This window comes from Streptococcus sp. ELY_86 (genome assembly GCF_058314495.1).
On record NZ_JBZFUK010000001.1, the window covers coordinates 528,561 to 550,672 of the forward strand.

A 22,112-nucleotide genomic window follows, 5' to 3' on the forward strand; every position below is an offset into this window, starting at 1 on the left:
AAATGATTGAATCTCACTTTTTTAAACCTGTCAGGCCAACAATCCCAATAAGTAGCCAACATAATAAGCAACAAAGGTTGCAATAAGCCCGACGGTCACTGTGCGTAAAACTTCTTTTCGTTTTGATTGGTGAGTTATAGCCGCCTTAACTATTCCTAACAAGACCAAAGCCAAAGCAACAAGGAGACAGGCAATAACAAAAGTATAGTTTTGAAACAGCTCTATTTGATTGATGAGCAGGTAGGACAGCAAAGGAAGAAGACCAAAACCATTAAACGCAAGAAAGGTTGCCAGAGCATTTTTAACGGCCTGCTTATTATCCGTATGTTTTTCCGTCGTTGAACTCAAGTAATCACCGATAGCCATGGAAAAACCGTCTGCCAGTAAGTTTGAAAAGCCCAAAATAATGATTGTCATCGTCCCAAGTCTTCCTCCTACTGCACCGGCAACCACAGCAAAAGTCGTGATAATCCCGTCCAAACCGCCGTAAACGATTGATTTAGCATAATCTTTCAAATTTATCATTAGAACCGCTCCTGACTAATTTAAAGAATGAATTATTTAGAATCATTCTAAATATTTCGTTATCTCTATTATACTCTTATTTAGAATAATAACAATTAAAAATCCTTCGGCAATAAGACTAGGCCTACAATAAAAAATCAGCAGAAAATTTCTGCCGATGTCAGATTATAGACAAACTCTCAAAACTAAATTCTCTCTAAAATTTCATCATAGAATAACATCACTTTGTATGTCTATAAGATGATACAAAAATGAACGAAGCCTAACCCGATACTTTCCGATGTAGCAAAAGAGGCAGAAACTCACTGTTTCTGCCTCTCGGAGATTTTGAGACCTAGGCTCAAAATCTAGGTATGGAATTCCGAAGGAAATCGCTACCGTCCGTGCTACCTAAGGAAAGTATCATAACAAAATGTTACTTTTTGATAAATGAAATCATTCTAACCAATTTGACTGCCGTTAGGCACACTTGAATCAACAGTCAGAACACTCAAGCTGCCATCGTGTTCAGCAGACAGAATCATACCTTGGCTGAGCAGACCCATCATCTTGCGCGGTTTGAGGTTAGCAACAATCTGAACTTTCTTGCCGACTAATTCCTGCTCGTTGGGATAGTATTTGGCAATGCCTGAGAGAATTTGGCGGTCTTCGCTGTCACCGGCATCCAAACGGAATTTAAGGAGCTTGTCAGAGCCTTCGACCTTAGACACTTCCTTAACCTCAGCAACGCGGATTTCCACTTTGTCAAAATCGTCAAACTTAACAGTTTTCTTGTCGTTTTTCAGCTCAACCTTGCTTGGATCCCACTCATTTTCCTCTTGAGAAAGAAGAGATCCGGAATCCATTTGCTTCTTGATATAGTCAATTTCTGCTTCCATGTCCAGACGCGGAAAAATAGGTGTTCCCTTAGCTATGACCTTGACACCTTCCGGGAAATTAGCCAAAGTCAAATTTTCAAGGTCAAATTGATCAGCCAAGCCAAGCTGCTCCATAATCGCATTTGAAGTGGTCATCATGAAGGGCTGAATAAGATGAGCCACCACGCGCAGACTGGCTGCCAAATGTGCCATAACACTTGCCAATTCATCACGCTTAGCATCATCTTTAGCCAGCACCCAAGGAGCGGTCTCATCAATATACTTGTTGGTACGGGAAATGATATTCCAAACGGCTTCAAGCGCACGCGGATAATCCACAGCATTCATTTGCTTGTGGTATTCGGCCAGATTCTCTGCCGTAACTGCTGCTAAATCGGAATCAAATTCAGTGACATTTTCAGCATAAGCAGGAATTTCACCATCGAAGTACTTATTGATCATAGCCACTGTACGGTTGAGGAGATTGCCAAGGTCATTGGCCAATTCATAATTGATACGGCCGACATAATCTTCAGGTGTGAAAGTTCCGTCTGATCCGACCGGTAAAGAACGCATGAGATAGTAACGAAGAGCATCAAGGCCGTAGCGCTCTACCAGCATTTCCGGATAGACAACATTGCCTTTTGATTTGGACATTTTGCCGTCTTTCATGACAAACCAGCCGTGGGCAATAAGGCGCTCAGGCAATTTCATATCCAGCATCATGAGCATGATAGGCCAGTAAATACTATGGAAACGCAGAATATCTTTACCAACCATATGAAAGACCGTACCATTCCAGAATTTATCAAAATTAGCATGATCTTCCTGACCGTAACCAAGGGCTGTCGCATAGTTGAGAAGAGCATCAATCCAAACGTAAACAACATGTTTAGGATTTGAAGGCACCTTAACTCCCCAGGTAAAGGAGGTCCGTGACACCGCCAAATCTTCCAGACCAGGCTCGATGAAATTTTTAATGATTTCATTCATACGGCCGTCCGGCTGGATAAAGTCAGGATGCGCATGGAAAAAGTCTACCAAACGATCAGCATACTTGCCCAGACGCAGGAAATAAGACTCTTCTGATACCCATTCCACCTCGTGGCCAGACGGAGCAATACCGCCGATGACCTTGCCGGCTTCATCGCGAAAGACTTCTGCCAGCTGACTTTCGGTGAAAAATTCCTCATCCGAAACAGAATACCAGCCTGAGTATTCGCCTAAGTAAATATCGTCCTGTGCCAGCAATTTTTCAAAGACATCAGCCACTGCTTTTTCATGATAATCGTCAGTCGTACGGATAAACTTGTCATACGAAATATCAAGGAGCTTCCAAAGCTTCTTCACACCTACTGCCATACCGTCCACATAAGCTTGAGGGGTGACGCCGGCTTCTTCAGCCTTTTGCTGAATTTTTTGTCCGTGCTCATCAAGACCGGTCAGATAAAAAACATCGTAGTTCATCATGCGCTTATAACGGGCTAAAACATCGCAGGCAATAGTCGTATAGGCCGAACCGATATGAAGTTTGCCGGATGGGTAATAAATCGGTGTTGTGATATAAAATGGCTTTTTATCGCTCATGTTTAAGATACCAAGAACGTAAAAACAAGCTAAAGACAGCCTTACTCAAAAAACAGAAAAAATCCAGCTTTCAGCTGCTGAAAATGCTGCTTGTACGTTCGTTTCCTTTCTCATCCGAGGCAGATGAAACCTCTTTTTAATAACACTTTATTATAGCATAAATTGCCTATTATGAAAGCTCAAAATCAAAAAACGGTCTTAGAAGCCCCGGCTTTATCTGAAAATAAAAAAGAGCGGAATACGGGCACAATTGGCAGAATCAACTGTGCTCTTCCCGCTCTTTTTAAACTGCTCTTTAATAATTATTGAGCTTTTTTAAAGATTTACGTTCTTCATTTTCAATTTTTTTATAATTTTTAAGTAATTTATCAGCTGCTTTGCCTGTCCGCTTAGCGTAAGTTATTTTCTCTCTCAGTTTACCCTTGTTATTATAGGCTTTGAGGGTTAAGCGATTGCCTTTTTTCTGATAAGTTATCTTGCCTTTTTTCTCATCCTTAAAGTCTTTTTTATAGTCCTTCATTATGTCTTGAAGATCATTGTCGGAGGTATATTTATTTTGAACATAATCGTCAATATAATCGTTCAAGCCATCAATAAAGTCCTTTTGGGAAATCGTCATCCGAATTTCTCTTTTCCAGATATTAGCCTGATGTGTCGGTTTCATGTGACCGGTGTAAGTTGTCCGAGCATTGAGAAAAAGATTGTCTTGCTCCATATTATCAGGCAAATCTATATCATAATTCAGTTTATAATAAGCATAAGTTTTCAGGTAATTCTTTTTAACGACTAAAAATTGATGATAAGTAATATTGCTTTTTTTGTTTTCCTTGTCAACATCAATCCACTCATCCTTTTTAGTGCTGTAGGAAGAAGCCGACACCTGTTCCCAAGTACCGTCTATATTGCCGGAATAGTAATAATAAGCCGCAGCGCCGCCGGCAATCAAGAGCAGTACAGCAAAGACTGACACTAAACTGATGATAACAATGGTTGAGGTCTTCATTTTTTTCTTTGGCTGCTGACGGGACACTGTAAATTCTCCTCTCTGAAAAGCTGCCTGAAATTCTTCTTGACTGGGTTCGCGTCCGTTTGCTGCACGGAACTGTTGTTGCCATTCATTTTGATTCATCTTAGACTCCTTAATAATTTATTACTCTTTTATTTTACCATACTTACAGCCTAATTTATCAGAATTTTTAAATTGTTTTTTCGATTTTAAGCTGTTTTCATCTAACGGGAAAGGCTGAGTCCTCATTGAGCAGGCCTTATTTTAACAAACCTTAAAATTATTGTGATTTAAGACTTGATTAAATACAATATGTAGTGTTATTATATTAATTGCTGTACAATATATTGTGGGGTTATATTTTAATACTCTTTTGAGATTTCATCAGCTGTCTGAGCAGCAAAATAGCATTTACTGATTTGGAGGTACTTTACAATCGTGATTATACTAGCTGGGATGATCGGCGTCGGAAAAACAACCTATACATCCCGTATTGCTGAAAGTTTAGGAACACAGGCCTTTTTTGAACCTGTTGATAACAACCCTATTTTGGATAAGTACTATGAAGATCCTGAAAAATACGGTTTTGCTTTGCAGATTTATTTTCTAAACAAACGGTTTAAATCCATTAAAAGCGCCTACCATGAGGACAATAATGTTTTAGACCGCTCCATCTACGAGGATGCTCTGTTTACTTATATCAATACCTTACAGGGAAGCATCAGCCAGCAGGAATATCAGATTTATCTGGAGCTCTTGGACAATATGATGGAAGAAATCAAGGGTCTGCCCAAGAAAGCACCGGACCTTTTAATCTATTTAGACGGCAGCTTTGACCACATTTTAAACAATATCAAAAAGCGCGGCCGCTCCTTTGAGCAGCCGACAAAAGATAACGGCTTGCTGGATTACTATCAGCTTTTGCACAGTAACTACAAGGACTGGTACGACAGCTATGATTACAGCCCTAAAATGCGGATTCAAACAGATGACTTTGATATCAATAACCCCAAGGATTGGGAGACTGTCTACCGTATGATTCAGCAAGAAATGAGCGCCCTTGGAATAGGCGATCGCTGACAGAAAACAACGGCTGCTTTGTCTTGTCGGTTTTCTGTGATAAAGCATTAGATGTCATTTCCCGGGCTGCTTTGACCTGCCCTAAAGGGCTGGTCAAAGTCCGGCATCAGACCAAAATCAGTTCAGGCTGTTTCAGTCGCTCTGAAGCTTATTTTTTGATACAATAATAAAAAAATGAATTAGAAAGATTGAACATAGGCGAAAAAGCTTCTTGAAAGCTTCTGCAAAACAGACAGGAAAGGCTTTGATTTTCCGCTTAGTCCCGCAGTCTGCCGAATTTGGGATATGTTCTTGGTATCTTACTTATGAAACTCATTTCATGGAATATTGACTCGCTCAATGCTGCTTTAACCAGCGACTCAGCCCGGGCCTTGCTTTCACGTGCGGTTATCGATACTTTAGCTGAGAAAAAGCCTGATATCATTGCTATCCAGGAAACAAAACTGCCTGCTAAGGGGCCGACAAAAAAGCACTTGGAAATTCTTAAAAGCTATTTTGCTGATTACGATATCGCCTGGCGCTCTTCTGTAGAGCCTGCACGCAAAGGTTATGCCGGTACCATGTTCCTTTATAAATCAGAGCTTAATCCAACAGTTACTTATCCCAATATCGGGGCTCCGGCAACTATGGACGCCGAAGGCCGAATCATTACGCTTGAATTTGATAACTTTTTTGTAACTCAAGTGTACACACCTAATGCCGGCGACGGCCTGAAACGTCTGGAAGACAGACAAATTTGGGATGAAAAATATGCCGATTACCTGGCAGAATTGGATAGGCAAAAACCTGTTTTAGCCGCAGGCGACTACAATGTTGCCCATGAGGAAATTGACCTGGCTCATCCCTCAAGCAACCGCCGCTCTCCGGGCTTTACAGATGAAGAGCGGGCAGGATTTACCAATTTATTAGCCAAGGGCTTTACCGATACCTTCCGCTATGTGCACGGTGATATTCCTGATGTTTACTCCTGGTGGGCTCAGCGCAGCAAGACCAGCAAAATCAACAACTCAGGCTGGAGAATTGATTACTGGCTGACCAGCAACCGCATTGCCGATAAAGTCCTTAAATCTGAGATGATCGATTCAGGAGCACGGCAGGATCACACGCCGATTATGATAAAGATTGACTTGTAAGAAGCCTTTATACTAAATAAAAAACAAAAAGATTGAGGCAGAAGCTTATGCAGCTCTGCCTCAATCTTTTTTGGTCTGATTATTTAATTAGCAGTCTGAAAAATCATAAAGCTGGGGATACTTATGACACTCAGGATTTTTGGGATGGCAAATCTCCCGTCCAAAATAAATCATGGCCTGATGGGCTGACAGCCACAGTTCCGGCGGCAAAACATCAGTAACACGCTTTTCCACTTCCAAAGGTGTTGCCGATTTTTTAACGATATCATGGTGCTTACAGATACGGCTGACATGAGTGTCAACGGCAAAAGCAGGAAAACCAAAGCCCACACTCATAACAACATTAGCCGTTTTTCTGCCGACACCTGATAAACCTTCCAGCTCTTTTCTCGTATGAGGCACTTCTCCCCCATACCTGTCCATCAGCTGCTGCGAACAGTCTTTCAAAAATTTTGCCTTGTTGCGGTAAAGACCGATTTTTGAAATGTGAGATTCAATATCTTTTAAATCTGCCTTTGCCAAATCATCAGGTTTGGGATAGGCAGCAAATAAAGCCGGTGTTACCTTATTGACAGCAGCATCCGTCGTTTGAGCCGACAAAATCACGGCAATCAGCAGTTCAAAATGATTGTTAAAATTTAAGCTGGGCTTGGCATCCGGATAAAGCGCAATAATTTCTTCTAAGACCTTGCGAGCCCGTTTTTTCGATAAGACCATAACAACTCCCGTTCTTCTTGTTTCCATTATAGCATGAAAACTAAAAGAAAGAAAAAATCTCGGCTTTTAAAAGCTGAGATTGGCATAGTTAGTCCGATAGCCGACCTGTATAAGTTTGCCATCCTTTATCAAAAGCGGACGCTTAATCAGCATACCGTCACCTGCTAATAAGTCAGCAGCTTCATCAAGGCTGAGCTGATCTATTTTGTCCTTTAGCCCCAGTGCACGATAGGATTGACCGGACGTATTGAAAAATTTTTTCAGCTCCAGTCCGCTGGTCGTTATCAAATCTTTTATAAAATCTGCCTGCGGCGGATTCTTTTTAATATCAACGGCCTGATAGGCAAGTCCCAGCTGATCCAGTTCTGCCTTAGCCTTGCGGCAGGTACTGCATTTAGGGTGTTCATAAAATACAAGCATCATTTCTCCTTTCTTTTCTATCTTAACGAGAAGAACGGCTGCTTGTCAAGAGTTTAACACCTTCGTGCTGCAAGAGCCATCGTTTTTTGTCTGTACCGCTGGCATAGCCTGTTATCTGACCATGGGAGCCCAGCACCCGGTGGCAGGGAACGATGATACTTAAAGGATTGCGTCCGACAGCTCCGCCAACTGCTCTGGCAGAACGGCAGTTTATCTTCTTAGCAATATCACCGTAGGTCAGCGTTTGACCAAAAGGAATCTCCTGCAGCACCTGCCAGACCTGTTTTTGAAAAGAAGTTCCTCGGGGAGACAGCAAAAGTTCACCCTGCTTGGGATTTTCTCCGGCAAAATAAGCATCCAGCCACTGCTTCGCCTGGCTTAATACAGTGTTGGGAGCTGCCATAAATGCTTCGTCAGCTATGCCCTGCTCAAAATATTTTTGACCGGCAAACCAAGCACCAATAAGCCCTTGCTTATCGGCGACCAACGACAAATCTCCCAAAGGAGAATGATAGATTTGTTTGTATAGGGTCATAACAGCCTCCTTTAGAGTTAACAAAAGCTTCCCATGAACCATCATGAATTTTTGCAGCTCCGATTGTAAATTAAAAGTGATAAGAAAAGGGTGATTGTTAGTCCAAGGTCTAAACCAAACTAACACTACCCTTATTTTCAGCTGTTTATTTAGCGGCCTTGATCTTTCCTTTAATCAAGCGGACACGGACAATATTGTCACTGGCTTCAAAATTAGCAACCAGCTCATCAATTTTTGCCTTGTCAGTTTCATCAAGGTCAAGAATTGTATAAGCGTAGTTTCCTCTTGAACGATTGAGGATATTATCAATATTAATATCCAGATTAGAAACGGCAGTTGACAGACGCGCTACAATATTAGGAACATTTTTATTGATTAATGTAATCCGGTAAGGTGCTGTCAGCGCTTGGTGCATATTAGGGAAATTAACAGAATTTGTAATTTCGCCGGTTTCCATGAAACGGCGGATAGTTTGTCCGGCCATAATAGCACAGTTGAGCTCCGCTTCTGCAGTAGAGCCGCCGACATGCGGAAAGACCGTAATTCCTTCTTTATTGAGCAGTTCTTCTGTTCCAAAATCGGTAAAGTAGTGTCTGACAACACCTGTTTCAAGCGCATCAAACAGGTCTGTATTATTTACCAGTTCACCGCGGGCAAAATTAATGACAACCGTTCCCTTTTTCATCAGACCAAAACTGTCTGCATTAAAAGTATCCTTGGTATCTTCTGTCAAAGGAACGTGGATGGTGATGTAATCTGAGTTTTCAAAAATGTCGTTCAAATCGTTGACACGTTTGACATGGCTGGAGATGTTCCAAGCGGTTTCAATAGAAACGTAAGGGTCATAGCCCAGCACATTCATACCCAGACGGCGGGCATCATTGGCAATACGGGCACCGATGGCACCAAGACCGATAACTCCCAGTGTTTTTCCGGAAATTTCGCTGCCTGCAAATTGTTTTTTCCCAGCTTCAACCTGCTTAGGCACATCATCACCTGTCAGAGTATTAACCCAGCGGTTAGCAGAGATGTAGTCACGCGCAGATAAGAGGAGTGATGCAATGACAGCCTCTTTGACTGCATTGGCATTGGCACCAGGCGTATTAAAAACGACAATTCCTTTGGCAGTGGCCGCATCAATTGGAATGTTATTGGTTCCTGCACCCGCACGGGCAATAGCTTTCAGGTTATCCGGAAAATTAGCCTTATGAAGATTTTCACTCCGAATAATATAGGCATCCGGATTGTCTTTCAAATCTCCGTCAATTTGAAAACCATTGCCTAATTCTTTCAAGCCGATTTGATTAATATTGTTAAATGTTCTTACACTAAATACCATACTTGCTTGCGCCTCGGAAAATCCTTGGCGCTTTCCTTTCTACTATGATCTGATACTGCCTGCAGCAGGCAGTTCAGGAAGTCCGATCTCAATTATTCTTCAATTTCCTGATAGAGACTGTTTTCACTTTTTGTTTTTATCTTTTGATAGGCCAGTCTGACACCGTCTATAGGAACTTTCCCGCAATAGACAAAGCCGAGCTTTTCCAGAATATGCTGCATAGCCTTATTTTTTTCATGAGTGTCGCAGCGAAAATCATGCCCGGCATAACCTTCAATCAAGCCCTGAAGAAAGGTCTGAGCAACCTGCTGCCCGCGGTAAGAACCGGCTACAGCAATCCTATGAAAGGTTATATAGCGGCGGTTGTTGTGCTTCCACTCACCCTCATAAATCTGATCATAAGCGGCCTCATGTCCGTCAATAACTGCTGCATAAGCCACAATCTGCTCTTCATCAAGGGCAACATAGCCACGGCCTTCTAAAATATCTTCAAAAATGATGTCTTGATTAGGATAATCTCCCTGCCATTGATCGCTCCCGTAAGAAGCTATTTCCTGTTTGGCTTCATCAATGATAGACAGTATCTGATTGACTTCATTTGGAAAAGCTAATCTAATTTCCATTTTCTACCACCTGTGTTCAAGGCTGCACCTTTTTTATTTTTCAGCTTTTGAGACTAAATAATACCGACAGCTGTTTGCTTTTAAATCCAAAAAAGCTTAAGTATTACTTATTTTCCTGTTCAAATTTCCGCATAAAATCAATCAAATCCAGCACACCTTGACGCGGGAAGGCATTGTAAAGACTGGCACGCATACCTCCGACGCTGCGGTGACCCTTGATATTTTTGAAGCCTAAGGCATCGGCCTGAGCAACAAAGTCAGCATCTAAATCCTTACTTGGAGTCACAAACGGAATATTGGCTACAGAACGATCCTTAGGATTTTTGACAGGACTGCTGTAGAAGTCAGACTGTTCGATAAAGTCATAGAGCAGACCCGATTTTTCACGGTTTATCTTTTCCATGGCATCAACGCCGCCCAGTTCTTTGACCCATTCAAAGACTAATTTGGCTATATAAATGCCGTAAGTCGGCGGTGTATTGTAAAGGGAACCGGCATCGGCCTGAATACGATAGTCAAGCATACTTGAAAGCACTGGCTCGTCATTTAACAAATCTTCACGAACAATAACAATAGTGACACCGGCAGGTCCGATATTTTTCTGAGCACCGGCATAGATGAGGCCAAAATCAGCTACATTGTAGCGGACAGCCAAAATGTTAGAAGACATATCAGCTACGATTGGCACACCGTTGGTTTCAGGAAGGTCATAAATAGCTGTTCCTTCAATCGTATTATTGGTCGTGATATGCACATACGCTGCATCTTTATCAATCTGCTTGCTGTCAATTTCCGGGATATGATCATAAACTGTATCTTCTGACGAAGCCAATAGAACCGGTTCAAAAGGAATCGTTTTGGACAATTTCACAGCTTCCAGATAGGCTTTTTTCCCCCAGGAACCTGCTACCACATAGTAGGCTTTGCGGCCACGGGCAAGATTGAGCGGCAGCATTGAAAATTGAGTTGAGGCTCCGCCTTGCAAAAAAAGCACCTTATAATTATCAGGAATAGCCATCAAATCGCGGAGCAGGCGCTCAGCATTTTTGATGATATCATCAAATTCTTTGGAGCGATGAGATAATTCCATAACGCTCATCCCTGAGTGATTATAATCCAAAAATTCGGCCTGTGCTTTTTCAAGAACAGGTTTTGGCAAGACTGCAGGACCTGCAGAGAAATTGTAAATTGTCATCTGATACCTCCTTAAAGTAAGTAAATTATATCACAAATTTTCAGAATGTTGTAACTTAATTTCATCTAGCGATAATTTTTAAAGATTTGGATGGGATAACAGATAAAAAACAAACGGCAGAAAGACCGTGAAAATTCAGCCGGCCTGGTTCATGTGAGACAAAACAGGCAGAAATGGCAGATTTGAAATTCATCTTTTGTAAGAAAACGGCAACAGCAAAAAACCAGGACAGTATTCCCGGTTTTTTGCGGTCAGCTGGTTTATGAGTCAAGTCCTCAGCTCAAAACAAAGAAGCAAAGCTGAATCACGGTTTCCTCAGAAAGCGAAACCCTGCCTGCGAAAAACAGAACTTATGATTTCTCGTTTTTCAATTGACTGCGCCAAGGTGACTGGCACGGCGGGCTTTCCAATTTTATCTTAGCTTTCTTCTTTTTTCCCCAGATGGTGGTAGGCTTGATAGACCTCCTGTCTCGTCAAGCCATGGGTCTTAGCAATTGTTTTAATGGCCTGATTGGGTTTTGAGCCTTGATCGATTAAGAGCTGCACTTGTCTCAGAACTTCCTGTTCGGACAGCTCTTCTGAGACTTCTTGCTTCTGATAGCCCGAAACAAGCAGCAGGCACTCCCCTTTCAAAGGATTTTCAGCAATGTAGGACAGAATTTCTGTCAGACTGCCTCTTTGATATTCTTCATAAAGCTTGGTTAATTCCCTGACCAAAACGATCTGCCTGTCGCCATAGACAGACAGCATATTGCTTAGGGTCTCCTTGATGCGGTAAGGCGATTCATAAAAAATCTGCGTTTCCGGGTAAAGCTTTTTGGCTTCAAAAAAAGATTTTTGCTGGCCTGATTTACGGGGTAAAAAGCCGTAAAAAATATGGGGCTGGGGAGCTAAGCCGCTTGCAATAAGGGCCGTAATTCCAGCTGAAGCCCCAGGCAGAGCAACCACAGGAATGGCTTCAGCCACAGCAGCCTTTACCAAATCATGCCCAGGATCGGAAATTGAGGGCATCCCCGCATCCGAGACCTGAGCCAGAGATTTTCCTTTTTTTAACCAGCTGATCAAATCAGGAATTTTTTCAAAGGCATTATGCTCATGAAAACTGATTTGACGAGTAGCAATCTCAAAATGTTTCAGCAAAAGACCGGTATTTCGCGTATCCTCTGCCGCAATCATATCAACAGTTTTCAGCACCTCAATGCTCCGAAAAGTCATATCACCTAGATTGCCAATAGGGGTCGGAACCAAATAAAGCGTTCCGCAGTTACGTTCTTCCTTAAAACTTTTTTGTACGTGCATTGCTTTTACTCTCGGTACAATAATTCCATGCAAAAGGCACAGTCTTCATTGTTCTCACGGCGCTGCCCATAAAAGAAGGTGCAAATATGAAAACCATCCTCATAAATATTTTCAAGGTTTTCCTTTCTGGAGCTGATGCCTTTGTTGCTGGATTCACTTTCTTCGTTCTGACTGAACTGACTTAAACGGTCTCGGAGCTTGCTGTTTTCCAAACGCAGAGCCGCATTTTGTTCCACCAGATCCTGAACCTGCCTTTTCAGAGCTTCAGCTTCAGCCAATGTTTCCATCAAATTTTGCGAAAAACCGTCAAATGCCGCAAACAAATCTTTCTTATCCATTGACCCTAACCTCCTCTAAAGCATAGGTCAGAAGGCTTGGATTTTCGTCAAAACGAACCTTGACCGTTTCCGAAATCACATCAATCCCTGCAATAACACCCTGACCGTTTTGGGTCTCTACGATGCTTCCTAAATCCGGAAATTTTTCCTTAGATTCTCTGTAAAAGTCATCCTCAAAACTCAGGCAGCACATTAAGCGGCCGCAAATACCGGTTGTTTTACCGGAATTCAAAGACAGATTTTGATTTTTAGCCATTTTGATGGATACCGGCGGAAATTCTCCTAAAAAACTTGAACAGCACAGAGCCCGGCCGCAGGGGCCCAAGCCGCCGTAAATTTTACTTTCTTCACGGCTGTTAATCTGACGCAGTTCAATACGGGTCTTAAAAAGGCTGGCCAAATCTTTTAAAAGCTGTCTGAAATCAACACGGTGTTCCGCAACAAAGGTAATGAGAACCTGCTCACGCTCCAAAGGAAAAACAATGTCAATCAGCTTCATCTCAAGCTGATTTTTTTGAATGAGCTCCCTGACCTTGGAAAAACTGTTTTCTGCTAGTTTCAAATTGTTATGGTAAGTTTCAATATCGGCAGCTTCTGCTCTTCTTACAGCCCTGTCCATCTCTTCCAGATCCGGCAGCTTATCGGCAGACATTTCAACATTCGTCTGAACGACTTGAGCCAGATGGTTTCCCTTCTGCTTTTTAACAATGAGGAAGTCCTCTTTTTGATAGGGCTGATCAGGCAGTACATAATTGATACGGCCTGTTTTTTCATATTTAATACCAATTACTTCTATCATTTGATCACCATATATTCCAGTGCATTTTGAAAATTGACATTGCTGAGCCACATTTGTTTAGCTTGATACACAGCTTCTAAGCAGTCTAGAGCAGCTCGTTTTTCATAATGTTTCGACAAGAGCAGAGTCAACAGTTCAAAAGCCCACTCCTGCTCAGATTTATCATTAGCTGACTGAGCAAGACGCGCAGCTTCCAAAAAGGCTAAATCCTTACTTTTAAATAAAAGAGCTGCAAAACGCTCACAAGCCTTGAGCAGATCTAAAACCTTGCTGTTTTGCGCAAATTCTTCTGCTTGGGGCCAATCTTTAGCCAAATCAGCTAGAATTTCCGCCTGATTTTTAAGCAGGCCTGCTTGCTCCAGCTTCTTGGCCAAATAAACCGTATTTTTAGGAAAATGAAAAATTTGTGTACGGCTTTTGATAGTTGGCAGGATTTTACTGTCGTCTCTGGTTAGTAAAATAATATAGGAATCGCTCTGCGGCTCTTCTATAAATTTCAGCAGACTGTTGGCAGCATTGACATGCATCTTATCAGCATCGCGGATAATAAAGACCTGTGACTGCCCTTCAAAACCTGAACTGGAAAATTCCCGCAAGAGGCCGCGAACGGTTTCCGTTTTGATCAGCTGTCCGCTGGGCTCCACCACCCTGACATCGGAAAAATCATTGGCGGCAATCAGGCGGCAGGAACGGCATTTACCGCAGGGAAGACCATCTGCCGGAGCTTCACAGAAGCGGCTCTGTGCCAAAAGAAGCGCCATCTCAAAGCTGGCAAAATCTCCCGAAAAAAGATAGGCATGGCTTAACCTATCGGATTTTAAAATGTGCTTAAATTCTTGAAAAATTTTAGGCTGCAGCTTTTCTAATTCCATATCAATCGTCACTTTAATGTTCTAAACACCTCTGCTGAATAAGAAGCAAGGCTTCTTCAGCCACCTCATTCAGCGGACGGCCGGCATCAATCGTTACTATGCGCTCAGGATTTTCAGCAGCCAATTTTAAATAGCCCGAACGAACACACTGATGCATATCTAACTTTTCCAAATCAAGCCGATTGACTTCCCGCTCCTTGTTTTGCTCAATGCGGGCCAGCCCGACTTTTGAATCAACGTCAAAATAAAGTGTTAAGTCAGGTTTTAGGCCGTCTGTTGCAAAGTCATTCAGCCAGGTGATGGCTGCCGTATCCAATCCTCGGCCGTACCCCTGATAGGCTACTGAGCTGTCGATAAAACGATCCGCCAGAACAAGGCTTCCCTTTTCGAGTGCAGGCAGGATTTTTTCAACCAGATGCTGGCGGCGGGCAGCTATATAAAGCAGGAGTTCGGTTTTATCATCCATATTTGTATGGTTAACATCAAGGATAACATCCCGAATACTCTCAGCAATACTGACTCCGCCCGGCTCACGTGTTACCAGCACATCGTTTTCAGTCATTTTTTTCAGGCTGGGCAAAATTTCCTTCAAAACCGTCGTTTTCCCAGCACCATCCGGGCCTTCAAACGAAATAAAGATTCCTTTTTTCATTAGATTTCCTTTTATTATGATTACTTCTATTTTACCAAAAATCTCATAAAAAGAACACTGCCAGATTACCGGCAGTGTCTTCTTAAAAGTCTGTTTTTCTTTCCGTTTGCTCAATGGACTCGATTTCAAAGCCTTGTCCATGCAGCTTTTGGCTAAGAGCATCTGTGTCAAATTTACCGTCGATTTGAATTTCAACAGTGACTTTGCCAACCTGACGGTCAGCGACAACGATGCGGCGAATATTGAGATGTTCATCAGAGATAACCTTGACAACCTGCTCTAAAACACCGGCTTTATCCTCAGCTAAGAGCCTTAACCGGACACCCTCTTTGCCATAACCTGAAACTTCCAGAAAAGCACGGAAAATATCCTTATCTGTGATAATACCTGACATCTGGCTGCCATCCACAACCGGTAAAACGCCAATTTTATGCACCATCATAAGATAGATAGCATCTTCCAGCCGAGCGTCCTTTGAAACTGTAATAACATCTTTGATCATGACATCACGAACCTTGGTCTTGTTCAGCAGATAATTCATTTCATAGATGGACAGGCTGGTTGCTTTTGACGGGCTGGTTTCAGCAATCGTCCCTTCGGTCAAAAGGCCTACCAAGACATCATTTTCAATAACCGGCAGACGGCGCAGGTTCTTATCACGCATAATATCAGTTGCCTTGGCTACTGTTGTATCAGGAGAAACATAAACGACTCTCTTGGTCATGAAATCTTTTACAGGCATAGTAAAACCTCACTCTCTTTTGTCTTTATTATATCATAATTACAGGTTAACAGACGCCGCAGGAAAAAAGAAAATACCAAGATGATAACCTAATTTTTTCGCGCACAGGCAAAACTTGATCCGGCGTTTCTGGAAGAACTTCCAAAGTCTGAAACACGGCCAGTACAGCTGCCATTACTAATTTCAGTGTCTGAAAGCCAGTAATAGAAAAACAAGGGCTGAAAAAGCAGTTCAGCCCTTTGTTATTTTTTTAACCGCCCAGGTAAGCCTTGCGGACTTCATCAGAAGCCAGCAGTTCCTCTCCGGTTCCTGAAAGAACAATTTTTCCTGTTTCAAGAACATAACCGCGATCGGCGATTGACAAAGCCTTATTGGCGTTTTGCTCAATCAAAAGAACGGTTGTTCCTTGCTTTTGAATGTCTTGAATAATATCGAAAATTTCCTGGATAAAAATTGGTGCAAGCCCCATAGAAGGCTCATCCAGCAAGAGCAGTTTAGGCTGACTCATCAGAGCGCGCCCCATGGCCAGCATCTGCTGCTCACCGCCGGATAGAGTTGCTGCATCTTGGTTTTTACGTTCTTCCAAACGCGGGAAACGTTCAAAAACTCTCTTAAGACGTGCCTGATTGTCATCGCGGTTGCTGCTGAGAAAGGCACCCATTTCCAGATTTTCCAAAACGGTCAGCCCCGGAAAAACATGCCGTCCTTCCGGAACCTGAGAAAGGCCGGAAGAAACAATCTTGCGGGTTGCTGTCTTTTGAATTTCATTTCCCAGAAACTCGATTTTCCCTGAACTGGGGCGGACAAGGCCGGAAATCGTCCGCAGAATAGACGTTTTCCCTGCACCGTTAGCACCAATCAGAGAAACAACTTCTCCTTCGTTAACTTCAAAAGTAACGTCTTTCACTGCTTGGATGACGCCGTAATGAATAGATAGATTTTCAACTTTTAACATGGTCATCAGGCTTCACCTCCCAGATAAGCTTCAATAACACGCTTATTGTTTTTAATTTCCTGCGGCGTTCCGTGCGCAATCAAACGTCCGTATTCTAAAACATAGATACGTTCGGTAACATCCATAACCAAACTCATATCATGTTCAATCAGCATGATAGTGATTTTAAAGTCCTCTTTAATCTGTCGGATCAGCTCGGTTAACTCAGCAGTTTCCTGGGGATTCATACCGGCAGCAGGTTCATCAAGAAAGAGAATCTTGGGCTCTGTTGCAAGAGCACGCACAATCTCTAAGCGGCGCTGCTGACCGTAAGGAAGGTTTCTTGCCAATGTATGAGCATCTTTGTCCAGATTGAAAATCTTCAGCAGCTCGATTGCTCTTTCCTGTAATTTTTCTTCATTAGAATAAAATTTTGGCAGCCGCAGAAAGCTTGACAGTAAGTGAGGATTATGATTGTTTCCCATGCCTACCAGCACATTTTCAAGCACTGTCATGTCCTTAAAGAGACGAATATTTTGGAAAGTCCGCGATAATCCTAAGGAAGCAATCTTATACGGCGCCTTGCCGTTTAACAGTGTCCCGTCAAGGGTCACACTGCCTTCACTGGGTTCGTAAACACCGGTTAAAAGATTAAAGAGGGTTGTTTTTCCCGCACCGTTAGGACCGATAAGCCCGACAAGTTCACCTTCATTGAGCTCCATCGTAACATCGCCGACAGCCGTCAGTCCGCCGAAATTCTTGGTTAAATTTTTTACATCAAGAAGTGCCATTATTTGCTGCCCTCCTTAGCTTTTTTAGCGAAAAGTTTTGAAAAACTGAATTCCCATGTACCTAGCAGGCCGCCCGGTCTAAAGACCATGACCAGAATAAGCGCCAAGGAATAAATAATCATGCGGATATCTGATACATTTTGCAGGAACATGTTTAACACACCGAGCACAACTGCCGCAACAATAGTTCCTGTAACAGATCCCAGACCGCCAAGAACAGCAACAATCAGAAAATCAATCGACTTCATGATTGTGAAATCTTTTGGTGCAACAGTTCCGATATAACCGACATAAAGCGAACCGGCAATACTTGAAATAACAGCGGCAAACATAAAGGTCAAAACTTTAATTTTAGTCGTATTGACACCCATAGACTCTGCAGCAATTTCGTCTTCACGAACTGCCAGAACTTCACGCCCAATCGGACTTCTAAGATAATTAAGCACCAGAATCGTAATCAAAACAACAAAGATAAAGACAACCGGCCAAGTAGTATATTTCAGGATTCCCATAATACCTCTGGAGCCATTAGTCAGGCTGCCGCCGTTTTCAATCAGCTTGCGGATAATCTCAGCCACACCAAGGGTTGCGATCGCTAAATAGTCCCCTGTCAAGCGCAGCGTAGGAATACCAACAACTAAGGCAACAACTGCCGTCACCACCATCCCCACAAAAATGGACAGGTAAAAACCGGCATAGGTTGGCATTTGCGTTGTCAAAATAGCTGTCGCATAGGCTCCGATAGCCATAAATCCGGCCTGTCCCAAAGAAAGCTGACCGGAAAAGCCAAGAACCAGATTGGTTCCCAAAGCCATAATAATGCTGATTCCGATACCCATCAGAATTTGGGTATAATAAACATCAATGATACCGGCACTGATAAGAACGGATAAAAAGAGAAAGATGACAAGAACCAGCGCAAGCCAGCTTAAATTTGCTTTTAAATTTTTCTTCATTGCTTACACCTTCTCTTTCACATTTTTTCCTAAAATACCCGCTGGTCTTACCAAAAGAATAATGATAAGAACGGCATAAACTACAGCGTCTCTGTAACTTGCAAGTCCGATGGAAACAGAGAAAGTTTCCAAAAGGCCGATTAAGAAACCGCCTACAGCAGCACCTGGAATAATACCGATACCGCCCAGAACAGCAGCGACGAAAGCCTTAATACCCGGAACCATTCCCATCAAAGGATCCACAGAATTATAATAAAGGCCGATCAAAACACCGCCGGCACCCGCAAGAGCAGATCCCAAAGCAAATGTAAAGCTGATTGTGCTGTTAACATTAATCCCCATCAGCTGAGCTGCGTCACTGTCAACGGACACTGCCCGCATGGCTTTCCCCATTTTGGTCTTTTGGACAACAAACTGCAGAGCCAGCATGAGGAAAATTGAAACTCCCAGAATAATCAGCTGTATATTGGTGACACTGATTGGGCCAAAATTGTATTTGACAGTGGCAAGTGTCTGCGGAAAAGCATGTTTGTTGGCACCGACAAGGCGGACCATGCTGTATTCAAGAAAGAAAGAAACACCTATAGCTGTAATCAGGGCAGCAATCCGTGTTGAATTTCTCAGAGGTCTGTAAGCTAAAAACTCGATAACAACCCCCAAAACAGCTGTCAAAACCATCGTCAGTACGAGAGCCACAAAGAAATTCAGATGATACTGTGTAATAAGGAAGTAGCCGATGAAGGCCCCCATCATGTAAATATCTCCGTGGGCAAAGTTAATCAACTTGATAATTCCATAAACCATGGTATAACCAAGGGCTAACAGCGCATAAACACTCCCAAGGATAAGACCATTTATAAGTTGTTGGAGCATATAATTTTACCAAACTTTCTATAAATAAATAATATCTGGGAAGAAGGCTCCCCAGATTTTAATTGTTTAGGCTTAAGCCAGCCTTATTTGGCTTCAACAGCTGTTGCTGTAGATTCCTTACCGTCTTTAAGACCGACCATAACAGCAGATTTAACAGGATTGTGTTTCTTATCAATTGTCATCTTACCTGTTACACCTTCAAAGTTTTTCAGTTTAGCAAGTTTTTCTGCCATATCTTTTGATGTTTTGGCATCTTTTGCAGAATCAGCAATCATGTAAACTGAATCATAAGCCAAAGCGGCAAACATATTTGGTTCTTCACCGTATTTTGCCTTGTAAGCTTTTAAGAATTTTTCCGCCTTGCTCGTTAAATCAACTTTTGTTGAATAACCAGATACATAGTAAACATTGTTTGTATTAGCTGCACCGGCACCTTCAATATACTTAGCGTCATTGAATCCGTCAGGGCCTAAGATCGGCTGATTAAGTCCCATATCACGTGCCTGCTTGGTAATCAAACCAGTTTCAGTGTAGTAGCCGGGGATAACGATGGCATCAAAATCTTTTCCTTTGAATTTTGTAAGAGCTGCTTGGAAATCTTGGTCTTTCGCTTGGAAAGTATCTTCAACCGTAATCTTTCCTTTATATGCTTTCTTGAATGAATCGGCAATACCTTGAGCGTAGTCGCTTGATTTATCATAGTAAAGAGCAACCTTTTTAGCTTTCAGCGTATCTGTAGCATATTTTGAAATGATTTTCCCTTGGAAACTGTCTTGGAAAGTTGTACGGAAAACAAAATCCTGTACCTTGCCTTTGGAGTAAGTCAGGCTGTCTTGTGTTCCGGATGGTGTTACAAGCGGTACTGCAGCATCATTAGCATTTGGGCTGGCTGCAGCTGTCGCACCGGATGTTGCCGGACCTAAAATAGCATTGACCTTGCTTTGAGTTGCAAGGTTGGTTGAAATGGTTGCCGCTTCGCCATTATCTGATTTATTATCCTTGGAGACAACTTCAAGCTTTTTGCCGTCAACACCGCCTGCCTTGTTGATTTCCTCAACAGCAAGATCAGCACCGTGTTTTTCAGCCTGTCCATAAGCCGCTACATCCCCTGACAGTTCAAGGTTGTAGCCGATTTTTACGGTATCTCCGATTTTATTGCCGGCAGCGCCTGATGAGCTGCCCGGTGCAGAACCACAAGCTGCAAGAACAGCTGCACTGACAAAAGAAAGAGCTGCTAGAGCCAATTTTTTCTTCATTGTTTTCTCCTTAAAATTATCTTAAATTATAGTCATCAATAAGAATACTGAATTATCTGAAAATTGTCAAGCATATTTTCTTATTTTTTGCAGACTGTCTTTACCGCAGCAAACTGCCGACAAAATCCTGATCAATATCATCTAAATGGGACGGAACAGCTTTTTTTACAAACTTAAGATTCTGAAGCTCTTCAATGACGGCATCAGCATCTCTTTGATCCACATAAATCACCAAATAGCGCATGCGGTGGGAATGGTAGAGTATATTTCCGTATTTGTTCAGTTTCCTGGCATCACGGTTGTAATACAGATAAACAACAATGCCTAATCGCTTGGTTTTTTCAAACATTTTCTTATCCTTCTTTGATGTTTTTTCCGCGCCCCATCTCATGGGGTGGCTTATGAGGTGCTAAGGGCAGTCCTGTATCGACAAAAATATCCGGTGAAATAGCTGCTGCTATCTTTTGAGACATCTCAGCTAAAACAGTCTGCAGGTCTACTTCAGCCCTCCTTAGAGCGACAATTTTATCATCGAGGTCCAGCTGCCGTTTTTGCCTCAGGACTTCTTTTTTTAACTGACTGACTTCCGGCCGGTATTTCCCAAAAGACTGCTGCCTGTCATAGTCCTCTTTTAACTCCTGAAAAGCAGTGATTTTTGCTTGCAGGTCTTCATCTGATGAAACTGCTTTTGCAGCCGCCTTGTAAGCCTTAACGGTTTCTAACTCTAAAAAAGCTGCAATCACATCATCAAGAGCTTCGTCTATAGCCAACAGCTGATCATCAATTTTTAACATAATGCCATTATATCAAAAAATTCCGGCTTCGTCTTTTCTCTTAAACTTGTTAGACCTTTTCAACAAAAAAACGGATGAAAGCCGCTAGGTTTGCTCTCATCCGTTTTTATTTTCTAAGAGAAGTCTTGCTGCAATCAGCCTTACTTCAGTTCATTATTTTCCATAATTTCATCGATGAAGCCGTATTTGAGGGTTTCTTCGGCATCCATCCAGTAGTCGCGTTCAGCATCTTTGTGAATCTGCTTAACGGTCTTGCCGGAGTTATCTGACAAAATCTTTTCCAGTTTCTTACGCGTTTTTAAGAGCTGCTCAGCTGCAATAGCCATATCTGTCTGCTGCGTACCGCCGCCTGTACCGCCCATTGGCTGATGAATAAGGTACTCAGCATTCGGTAACATGAAACGTTTGCCCTTGGTACCGCTGGATGCAATGATTGTTCCCATTGACGCTGCTATTCCCATAACAATGGTCTGAACGTCTGATTTGATGAAATTCATGGTATCAACAATTGCTAAACCAGCTGAAACAGAACCGCCCGGTGTATTAATATAAAGATAGATATCTTTGGTATTGTCCTGTGCATCCAGGAAAAGAAGCTGAGCAATGATGGAATTAGCCATATTGTCTTCAACCGGGCCAGTCAGCATAATAATACGATCTTTTAAAAGGCGTGAATAGATGTCATAAGAACGTTCTCCACGGCTTGTTTGTTCAATAACTACAGGAATCATAATTGTTTTTCTCCTTTAATTCAATCTTGGAGTTATTATATCTCATTGGTCAAAAAAG

At 42.3% G+C, this 22,112-nt stretch carries 25 protein-coding genes; 2 read left to right on the forward strand and 23 right to left on the reverse strand.

Annotated elements, in window-relative coordinates; all coding sequences use genetic code 11:
* Nucleotides 1-30: 30 nt before the first annotated feature.
* The 3 genes from AC4HAN_RS02535 to AC4HAN_RS02545 all read right to left on the reverse strand — a co-directional run bounded on the left by AC4HAN_RS02535 (nt 31) and on the right by AC4HAN_RS02545 (nt 4,098).
* Nucleotides 31-525, reverse strand: coding sequence for a VIT1/CCC1 transporter family protein (locus tag AC4HAN_RS02535; protein ID WP_491090996.1), 495 nt, complete (start codon nt 523-525; stop codon nt 31-33).
* A gap of 440 nt (nt 526-965) precedes the next feature.
* Nucleotides 966-2,969 carry a methionine--tRNA ligase gene (gene metG, locus AC4HAN_RS02540; RefSeq protein WP_491090997.1) on the reverse strand — a complete coding sequence of 668 codons (2,004 nt, stop codon included), beginning with the start codon at nt 2,967-2,969 and terminating at the stop codon, nt 966-968.
* Nucleotides 2,970-3,264: 295 nt separating this feature from the next.
* Nucleotides 3,265-4,098, reverse strand: coding sequence for a hypothetical protein (locus AC4HAN_RS02545; protein ID WP_491090999.1), 834 nt, complete (start codon nt 4,096-4,098; stop codon nt 3,265-3,267).
* 315 nt (nt 4,099-4,413) lie between these two features.
* On the opposite strand from AC4HAN_RS02545, the gene AC4HAN_RS02550 reads away from it, so the two are divergent.
* Nucleotides 4,414-5,055 carry a deoxynucleoside kinase gene (locus AC4HAN_RS02550; RefSeq protein ID WP_491091000.1) on the forward strand — a complete coding sequence of 214 codons (642 nt, stop codon included), beginning with the start codon at nt 4,414-4,416 and terminating at the stop codon, nt 5,053-5,055.
* A gap of 305 nt (nt 5,056-5,360) precedes the next feature.
* Entirely contained in the window at nt 5,361-6,188 is an 828-nt protein-coding gene (locus AC4HAN_RS02555) for an exodeoxyribonuclease III (RefSeq protein WP_491091001.1), read from the forward strand.
* A gap of 87 nt (nt 6,189-6,275) precedes the next feature.
* On the opposite strand, the gene nth is transcribed toward AC4HAN_RS02555, so the two are convergent.
* The 20 genes from nth to clpP form a co-directional block, all read right to left on the reverse strand.
* Nucleotides 6,276-6,905, reverse strand: a complete 630-nt coding sequence (gene nth / locus AC4HAN_RS02560) for an endonuclease III (protein ID WP_491091125.1) — start codon at nt 6,903-6,905, stop codon at nt 6,276-6,278.
* A gap of 66 nt (nt 6,906-6,971) precedes the next feature.
* Nucleotides 6,972-7,325: an arsenate reductase family protein gene (locus AC4HAN_RS02565; protein WP_491091126.1), complete on the reverse strand. Its 354-nt coding sequence runs from the start codon at nt 7,323-7,325 to the stop codon at nt 6,972-6,974.
* 22 nt (nt 7,326-7,347) lie between these two features.
* Entirely contained in the window at nt 7,348-7,860 is a 513-nt protein-coding gene (locus AC4HAN_RS02570; protein WP_491091002.1) for a methylated-DNA--[protein]-cysteine S-methyltransferase, read from the reverse strand.
* Between the two features lie 145 nt (nt 7,861-8,005).
* Nucleotides 8,006-9,199 (reverse strand): 3-phosphoglycerate dehydrogenase family protein, encoded by a 1,194-nt coding sequence (locus AC4HAN_RS02575; RefSeq protein ID WP_491091003.1) that lies wholly within the window; start codon nt 9,197-9,199, stop codon nt 8,006-8,008.
* A 92-nt stretch (nt 9,200-9,291) separates the two neighbouring features.
* Nucleotides 9,292-9,822 (reverse strand): GNAT family N-acetyltransferase, encoded by a 531-nt coding sequence (locus AC4HAN_RS02580; RefSeq protein WP_491091005.1) that lies wholly within the window; start codon nt 9,820-9,822, stop codon nt 9,292-9,294.
* Nucleotides 9,823-9,925: 103 nt separating this feature from the next.
* Entirely contained in the window at nt 9,926-11,017 is a 1,092-nt protein-coding gene (gene serC, locus AC4HAN_RS02585; protein WP_491091006.1) for a 3-phosphoserine/phosphohydroxythreonine transaminase, read from the reverse strand.
* Nucleotides 11,018-11,434: 417 nt separating this feature from the next.
* Nucleotides 11,435-12,316, reverse strand: a complete 882-nt coding sequence (gene rsmI / locus AC4HAN_RS02590) for a 16S rRNA (cytidine(1402)-2'-O)-methyltransferase (protein WP_491091008.1) — start codon at nt 12,314-12,316, stop codon at nt 11,435-11,437.
* Nucleotides 12,317-12,321: 5 nt separating this feature from the next.
* Entirely contained in the window at nt 12,322-12,654 is a 333-nt protein-coding gene (gene yabA, locus AC4HAN_RS02595) for a DNA replication initiation control protein YabA (protein ID WP_491091009.1), read from the reverse strand.
* Complete coding sequence (gene ricT, locus AC4HAN_RS02600; RefSeq protein ID WP_491091011.1) at nt 12,647-13,453, reverse strand: regulatory iron-sulfur-containing complex subunit RicT; 807 nt, start codon at nt 13,451-13,453, stop codon at nt 12,647-12,649. Before ricT ends, yabA begins: the two co-directional genes overlap by 8 nt.
* Entirely contained in the window at nt 13,450-14,325 is an 876-nt protein-coding gene (locus AC4HAN_RS02605; protein ID WP_491091013.1) for a DNA polymerase III subunit delta', read from the reverse strand. The genes ricT and AC4HAN_RS02605 overlap by 4 nt, the downstream gene beginning before the upstream one ends.
* 13 nt (nt 14,326-14,338) lie before the next feature.
* A complete protein-coding gene (gene tmk, locus AC4HAN_RS02610) occupies nt 14,339-14,977 on the reverse strand; it encodes a dTMP kinase (RefSeq protein WP_491091015.1) in 639 nt (212 codons plus the stop codon).
* A gap of 82 nt (nt 14,978-15,059) precedes the next feature.
* Nucleotides 15,060-15,719 (reverse strand): CBS domain-containing protein, encoded by a 660-nt coding sequence (locus AC4HAN_RS02615; RefSeq protein ID WP_491091017.1) that lies wholly within the window; start codon nt 15,717-15,719, stop codon nt 15,060-15,062.
* A 250-nt stretch (nt 15,720-15,969) separates the two neighbouring features.
* Nucleotides 15,970-16,680 (reverse strand): ABC transporter ATP-binding protein, encoded by a 711-nt coding sequence (locus tag AC4HAN_RS02620; RefSeq protein WP_491091018.1) that lies wholly within the window; start codon nt 16,678-16,680, stop codon nt 15,970-15,972.
* Nucleotides 16,680-17,444, reverse strand: coding sequence for an ABC transporter ATP-binding protein (locus tag AC4HAN_RS02625; protein ID WP_491091019.1), 765 nt, complete (start codon nt 17,442-17,444; stop codon nt 16,680-16,682). The genes AC4HAN_RS02620 and AC4HAN_RS02625 overlap by 1 nt, the downstream gene beginning before the upstream one ends.
* Nucleotides 17,444-18,400 carry a branched-chain amino acid ABC transporter permease gene (locus tag AC4HAN_RS02630; RefSeq protein ID WP_491091020.1) on the reverse strand — a complete coding sequence of 319 codons (957 nt, stop codon included), beginning with the start codon at nt 18,398-18,400 and terminating at the stop codon, nt 17,444-17,446. Before AC4HAN_RS02630 ends, AC4HAN_RS02625 begins: the two co-directional genes overlap by 1 nt.
* A gap of 3 nt (nt 18,401-18,403) precedes the next feature.
* Nucleotides 18,404-19,273, reverse strand: coding sequence for a branched-chain amino acid ABC transporter permease (locus AC4HAN_RS02635; RefSeq protein WP_491091021.1), 870 nt, complete (start codon nt 19,271-19,273; stop codon nt 18,404-18,406).
* 83 nt (nt 19,274-19,356) lie between these two features.
* The gene (locus AC4HAN_RS02640; RefSeq protein WP_491091022.1) at nt 19,357-20,529 is read right to left on the reverse strand and encodes an ABC transporter substrate-binding protein; all 1,173 of its coding nucleotides are present in this window, start codon (nt 20,527-20,529) and stop codon (nt 19,357-19,359) included.
* A 100-nt stretch (nt 20,530-20,629) separates the two neighbouring features.
* On the reverse strand, nt 20,630-20,878 hold the full coding sequence (locus AC4HAN_RS02645; RefSeq protein WP_491091023.1) for a YlbG family protein: 249 nt from the start codon (nt 20,876-20,878) through the stop codon (nt 20,630-20,632).
* A gap of 4 nt (nt 20,879-20,882) precedes the next feature.
* Nucleotides 20,883-21,323, reverse strand: a complete 441-nt coding sequence (locus tag AC4HAN_RS02650) for a YlbF/YmcA family competence regulator (RefSeq protein ID WP_491091025.1) — start codon at nt 21,321-21,323, stop codon at nt 20,883-20,885.
* Between the two features lie 140 nt (nt 21,324-21,463).
* A complete protein-coding gene (clpP, locus tag AC4HAN_RS02655) occupies nt 21,464-22,054 on the reverse strand; it encodes an ATP-dependent Clp protease proteolytic subunit ClpP (RefSeq protein ID WP_491091027.1) in 591 nt (196 codons plus the stop codon).
* Nucleotides 22,055-22,112: the final 58 nt, after the last annotated feature.

Coding starts and splice junctions, on each gene's coding strand:
- serC (WP_491091006.1), bottom strand. CDS start 11,017: ATGACAATTTACAATTTCTCTGCAGGTCCTGCAGTCTTGCCAAAACCT.
- tmk (WP_491091015.1), bottom strand. CDS start 14,977: ATGAAAAAAGGAATCTTTATTTCGTTTGAAGGCCCGGATGGTGCTGGG.
- AC4HAN_RS02605 (WP_491091013.1), bottom strand. CDS start 14,325: ATGGAATTAGAAAAGCTGCAGCCTAAAATTTTTCAAGAATTTAAGCAC.
- AC4HAN_RS02630 (WP_491091020.1), bottom strand. CDS start 18,400: ATGAAGAAAAATTTAAAAGCAAATTTAAGCTGGCTTGCGCTGGTTCTT.
- AC4HAN_RS02580 (WP_491091005.1), bottom strand. CDS start 9,822: ATGGAAATTAGATTAGCTTTTCCAAATGAAGTCAATCAGATACTGTCT.
- clpP (WP_491091027.1), bottom strand. CDS start 22,054: ATGATTCCTGTAGTTATTGAACAAACAAGCCGTGGAGAACGTTCTTAT.
- AC4HAN_RS02645 (WP_491091023.1), bottom strand. CDS start 20,878: ATGTTTGAAAAAACCAAGCGATTAGGCATTGTTGTTTATCTGTATTAC.
- AC4HAN_RS02625 (WP_491091019.1), bottom strand. CDS start 17,444: ATGGCACTTCTTGATGTAAAAAATTTAACCAAGAATTTCGGCGGACTG.
- AC4HAN_RS02575 (WP_491091003.1), bottom strand. CDS start 9,199: ATGGTATTTAGTGTAAGAACATTTAACAATATTAATCAAATCGGCTTG.
- AC4HAN_RS02535 (WP_491090996.1), bottom strand. CDS start 525: ATGATAAATTTGAAAGATTATGCTAAATCAATCGTTTACGGCGGTTTG.
- yabA (WP_491091009.1), bottom strand. CDS start 12,654: ATGGATAAGAAAGATTTGTTTGCGGCATTTGACGGTTTTTCGCAAAAT.
- rsmI (WP_491091008.1), bottom strand. CDS start 12,316: ATGCACGTACAAAAAAGTTTTAAGGAAGAACGTAACTGCGGAACGCTT.
- AC4HAN_RS02620 (WP_491091018.1), bottom strand. CDS start 16,680: ATGACCATGTTAAAAGTTGAAAATCTATCTATTCATTACGGCGTCATC.
- AC4HAN_RS02555 (WP_491091001.1), top strand. CDS start 5,361: ATGAAACTCATTTCATGGAATATTGACTCGCTCAATGCTGCTTTAACC.
- ricT (WP_491091011.1), bottom strand. CDS start 13,453: ATGATAGAAGTAATTGGTATTAAATATGAAAAAACAGGCCGTATCAAT.
- AC4HAN_RS02615 (WP_491091017.1), bottom strand. CDS start 15,719: ATGCCTGTAAAAGATTTCATGACCAAGAGAGTCGTTTATGTTTCTCCT.
- AC4HAN_RS02640 (WP_491091022.1), bottom strand. CDS start 20,529: ATGAAGAAAAAATTGGCTCTAGCAGCTCTTTCTTTTGTCAGTGCAGCT.
- nth (WP_491091125.1), bottom strand. CDS start 6,905: ATGGTCTTATCGAAAAAACGGGCTCGCAAGGTCTTAGAAGAAATTATT.
- AC4HAN_RS02565 (WP_491091126.1), bottom strand. CDS start 7,325: ATGCTTGTATTTTATGAACACCCTAAATGCAGTACCTGCCGCAAGGCT.
- AC4HAN_RS02570 (WP_491091002.1), bottom strand. CDS start 7,860: ATGACCCTATACAAACAAATCTATCATTCTCCTTTGGGAGATTTGTCG.
- AC4HAN_RS02545 (WP_491090999.1), bottom strand. CDS start 4,098: ATGAATCAAAATGAATGGCAACAACAGTTCCGTGCAGCAAACGGACGC.
- AC4HAN_RS02635 (WP_491091021.1), bottom strand. CDS start 19,273: ATGCTCCAACAACTTATAAATGGTCTTATCCTTGGGAGTGTTTATGCG.
- metG (WP_491090997.1), bottom strand. CDS start 2,969: ATGAGCGATAAAAAGCCATTTTATATCACAACACCGATTTATTACCCA.
- AC4HAN_RS02650 (WP_491091025.1), bottom strand. CDS start 21,323: ATGTTAAAAATTGATGATCAGCTGTTGGCTATAGACGAAGCTCTTGAT.